Source organism: Pseudonocardia lacus (assembly GCF_018531445.1).
Classification (GTDB): domain Bacteria; phylum Actinomycetota; class Actinomycetes; order Mycobacteriales; family Pseudonocardiaceae; genus Pseudonocardia; species Pseudonocardia lacus.
In genome coordinates this window covers 1-4,148 of sequence record NZ_JAHDTH010000355.1, presented here as the reverse complement: position 1 = coordinate 4,148, position 4,148 = coordinate 1, and the positions used below count along the sequence as shown (strand labels likewise).

The 4,148-nt window shown below is 77.9% G+C and carries 4 protein-coding genes; all 4 read left to right on the top strand.

The annotated features are described in order from the left end of the window. Nucleotides 1-262, top strand: a 262-nt coding sequence (locus KIK08_RS37620) for a hypothetical protein (RefSeq protein WP_214408087.1), incomplete at its 5' end; no start/stop codon positions are given. 80 nt (nucleotides 263-342) lie between these two features. Continuing rightward, nucleotides 343-1,317, top strand: coding sequence for a non-homologous end-joining DNA ligase (gene ligD / locus KIK08_RS37615; RefSeq protein WP_250558602.1), 975 nt, complete (start codon nucleotides 343-345; stop codon nucleotides 1,315-1,317). A 203-nt stretch (nucleotides 1,318-1,520) separates the two neighbouring features. After that, nucleotides 1,521-2,711 carry a hypothetical protein gene (locus tag KIK08_RS37610; RefSeq protein WP_214408086.1) on the top strand — a complete coding sequence of 397 codons (1,191 nt, stop codon included), beginning with the start codon at nucleotides 1,521-1,523 and terminating at the stop codon, nucleotides 2,709-2,711. A gap of 53 nt (nucleotides 2,712-2,764) precedes the next feature. Then, nucleotides 2,765-4,000 (top strand): hypothetical protein, encoded by a 1,236-nt coding sequence (locus tag KIK08_RS37605; RefSeq protein WP_214408085.1) that lies wholly within the window; start codon nucleotides 2,765-2,767, stop codon nucleotides 3,998-4,000. The last annotated feature ends 148 nt before the right edge of the window (nucleotides 4,001-4,148 follow it).

Genomic DNA, 4,148 nt, shown 5'->3' with positions numbered 1-4,148 from the left:
CGCCGACGGCGACGGCGCGGTCGACGACGACGTCGCCGCGGCGGTGCAGGCCGTCGCCGACGCGGCCGATGCCGACGACGCGGGTGGTGCGGCCGGCGCGGTCGGCGACCTCCGGGCGCGCGACGACGCCGCCGCGGGCAACGCCGCGGCCGTCAACGGCGGGGCGGGCGACGATCCCGCCGCCCTCGGCGGGATCGCCGACATCGTCGAGGCCAAGGCCCGGCTCACCGACATCGCGAGCGCGGTCGCCGACAGCATCTGACCTCCCCCGACGGGGTGGCCCGCGGGGTTCACCCGCCCGACCAGGTGCGCGGACACCCCTGCGTGGGGGACCGTGTCGCCATGACCGCCGAGCTGCCCGCGCCGGTGCGCCCCATGCTGGCCACCGCGGGCGAGCCGCCGGCCGGGTCGGGGTGGGCGTTCGAGTTCAAGTGGGACGGCGTCCGGGCGATCATCGGCACCGCCGGCGACCAGGTCCAGCTGACCAGCCGCAACGGCAACGACGTCACCCTGGGCTACCCGGAGCTGACCGGCATCGGGCTGGGCGGCGGGCGGCGCCTGCTGCTCGACGGCGAGCTGGTCGCGCTCGACCCGGCCGGGCGCCCCGACTTCGGTCTGCTGCAGCACCGGATGCACGTGCGCTCGCCCGCCCCGGAGCTGCAGGCCGCCGTGCCGGTGCAGCTCTACGTCTTCGACCTGCTGGCGGTCGACGGGGCGCCGCTGGTCCACGAGCCCTTCGACACCCGCCGCGCGCGGCTGCTGGAACTGGGCCTGGACACCGCGCCCGGCGTGGCCGTGCCGCCGTCGTTCACCGACGTCACCGGCGCCCAGCTGCTGGAGGTGGCCCGCGCGCACCGGTTGGAGGGGATCGTGGCCAAGCGCAGGCGCTCGCGCTACGAGCCCGGCCGCCGCTCCGCGACCTGGATCAAGACCGCGCTGATGACCACCCAGGAGATCGTGCTCGGCGGCTGGACCCCCGGCAGCGGCCGGCGGGCCTCGACGCTCGGCGCGCTGCTGCTCGGCGCCCACGACGACGAGGGCTCGCTGCGCTTCCTCGGCCACGTCGGCACCGGTTTCACCGACGCCGTGCTGCACGACCTGCTGGGCAGGCTGCAGCCCCTCGAACGCCGCACGAGCCCGTTCGACGAGGAGGTCCCCCGGGAGTACGCGCGCCGGGCCCGGTGGGTCGACCCCGTGCTGGTGGGCGAGGTCGTGTACCGCTCGATGACCCACGACGGCCGGCTGCGCCACGCCGTGTGGCGCGGTCTGCGACCCGACCGGGAGCCGGCCGAGACCCGCCTGCCGACGACGCCCTGACCGGCCCGATGGGGCGCTCGGGCGAACCCGGGTGGCCCGTCCGGCCGTCGATCGGGGCAGGTCGGACCCGGTAGCGTTCCCGGGTCGGGAGGCGACCGGTGCGCACTGAAGCGGCCGTGAAGCGGGTCCCGGTCCACTCGGTCCGTCAACGCCCCGCGGCCACGCCGCGGGGCAGCCCGCACCGGCCCCAGGGAGACGACACGATGGGCTCCGTCCTGACCGTGCTCGACACGGCGATCGACCGCTTCGGCCGCGCCGCGATCACGGACCCGGTGGCGCTGGCCGGCGCGCTGCGGGCCGCGACCGACCCGCCGGCGGAGGTGGCCGTCGACGCGCTGGTCCGGGCGGCCGGGAGCGGTGCGGTCGAGCGGATGCGCGAGGCGCTCGCCCGCGACGCCGAGCCGGAGGACGCGCTGGCCGAGGCCGTGGGTGTGGCCGCACCCGGTGCCGATCCCGCCGTGGCGTCGCAGGCGAGGTGGGCCTGCGCGCAGCTCGGGGCGGCCCTCGGCCTGCTGCCGCGCGAGTGGGCGGGCACCGACAGCCCGCCCGCGGCGCCCGGGCCGACCGCCACCGACGCCGCCGACCCGGAGACCGCGACCACCGAGGTCATCCCGGGCGCCGGGTCGCCGCCCCCGGCACCGTCGGGGACGACCGAGTTCGACCCCGCGCCGCTGGTGACCGGCCGCCGGTCCGGGTTCGGCCTGGTCGCCCTGCTGGTCGTGCTCGTGCTGGCCGCGGGCGGCGTGCTCTACGCCGCCTTCGCCCCGTCGGCCGAGTCCCGGCCGGCGCTGGCCGTCGCCACGCCCGACCCGCCGACCTCCCCGGCACCGGCGGCGCCCGGCCCACCGACCGCCACCTCCACCCTGGCGCCACCGGCGCAGGAGAAGGACTCCGGGCCGCTGGCCGGGGCGCCGGAGAACCCGCGCGACGCGTTCGCCGACCCCGACCTGCTCGCGCTGGCCGGGCCCTACATCGGCGGCCCGGGCGCCGTCTGCGTCGGCGGCGAACCGATGATCAACCAGCGGGAGACCGTCACCTGCGACCTGGGCAACGGCTACATCGCGCTGTTCAGCCGACTGCTCACCGTCGAGTTGCTGCACGACCTGCGCGGCACCTTCCTGCAGGGCCCCTACGCGGTCCCCGGCAGCGTGCGCTCGCTGCGCTGGAAGTACCGGGCCGACCCGCCCGGGGCCAAGACGGGGATCCCGGCCGACAACCCCGAGCGGGGCGAGGGGGTGCGCGTGCGCTTCCTGGAGCAGGCCGACGACGGCAGCACGATCCCGCGGCTGTACTTCGACCAGGACTCCACGGCCAGCAACGGCGTCATCGCCTCCGTCGACCCCGACGCCGACCTGGACGACCTGCGGTCCTACTGGGCCGCGCCGACGGGGTGAGCGCCGCGGCGGGTCGGCCCCGCAGTCCCGCAGCAGCCCAGGGAGACGACACGATGGGCTCCGTCCTGACCGCGCTCGACGCGGCGGTCGAGCGCTTCGGCCGCGGCGCGATCACGGATCCGGTGGCGCTGGCCGCCGCGCTGCGAGCGGTGACCGACCCGCCCGCGGAGGTGGCCGTCGACGCGCTGGTCCGGGCCGCCGGAAGCGGTGCGGTCGAGCGGATGCACGAGGTGCTCAGCCGCGACGCCGAGCCGGAGGACGCGCTGGCCGAGGCGGTGGTCGTGGCCGCGCCCGACGTCGATCCCGCCGCCGCGTCGCCCGCGCGGTGGGCCTGCACGCAACTGGGGGCGGCCCTCGGGCTGCTGCCGCGCGAGTGGGCGCGCACCGACAGCCCGCCGCCCGCGCCCGGCCCGGACGTCGAGCGCACCGACGCCACGCGCGACATCGGCGAGCGGGCCCGCGCGGTCCTGGGCGGTGCGTCCGTGACCGCCGACAGGACCGCTGAGACCGCACCACCGGACGGGACCGGCGGGGACCCCGGCACCAGGACCGCCGACATCGACCCCGCGGCGCCGCTCGTGACCGGCCGCCGCTCCGGCATCGGTGTGGTCGCCCTGCTGGTCGTGCTCGTGCTGGCGGCGGGCGGCGTGCTCTACGTCGCCTTCGCCCCGTCGGGCGGGCCCCGGCCGGCGATGGCCGTCGCCACGCCCGATCCGCCGCCCCCGCCGCCGCAGTCGGCTGCCCCGTCCGCTCCCGGCACGACCACCCCGGCCCCGCCCGCGGGGGAGAAGGACTCCTCGCTGCTGGACGGCGCCCCCGCGGACCCGCGCGACGCGTTCGTCGACCCCGGTCTGCTCGCGCTCGCCGAGCCCTACCTCTCCGGCCCGGGCGCCGTCTGCGTCGGCGAGGAGCCGGCGGTCAACCAGCAGGAGAGCGTCACCTGCGACCTGGGCAACGGCTACGCCGCGCTGTTCAGCCGGATGCTGACCGTCGACCTGCTGCACGACCTGCGCGGCAGCTTCGTGGAGGGGCCCTACGCGGTCCCGGGCACGGTGCGCTCGCTGCGCTGGAAGTACCGGGCCGACCCGCCCGGCACCAAGACGGGGATCCCGGCCGACAGCCCCGAGCGGGGCGAGGGGGTGCGCGTGCGCTACATCGACGCCAACGGCATGGTCCCCCGGCTGTACTTCGACCAGGACTCCACGGCCAGCAGCGGCTTCATCGTCGCCGTCGACCCCGACGCCGACCTGGACGACCTGCGGTCCTTCTGGGCCGCGCCGACCCGGTGAGCGCCGCGGCCGGGGCGGCCCTGCGCGAGGTCGTCCGGCGCTACGGCGCGGCGGCGCTGGCCGACCCGGTCACCCTGCGGGCCGCCCTGCGCCGGTCGGCCCCCGACCTGCCGGCCGACGAGGTCGCCGCGCTGGTGGTGGTGGCCGG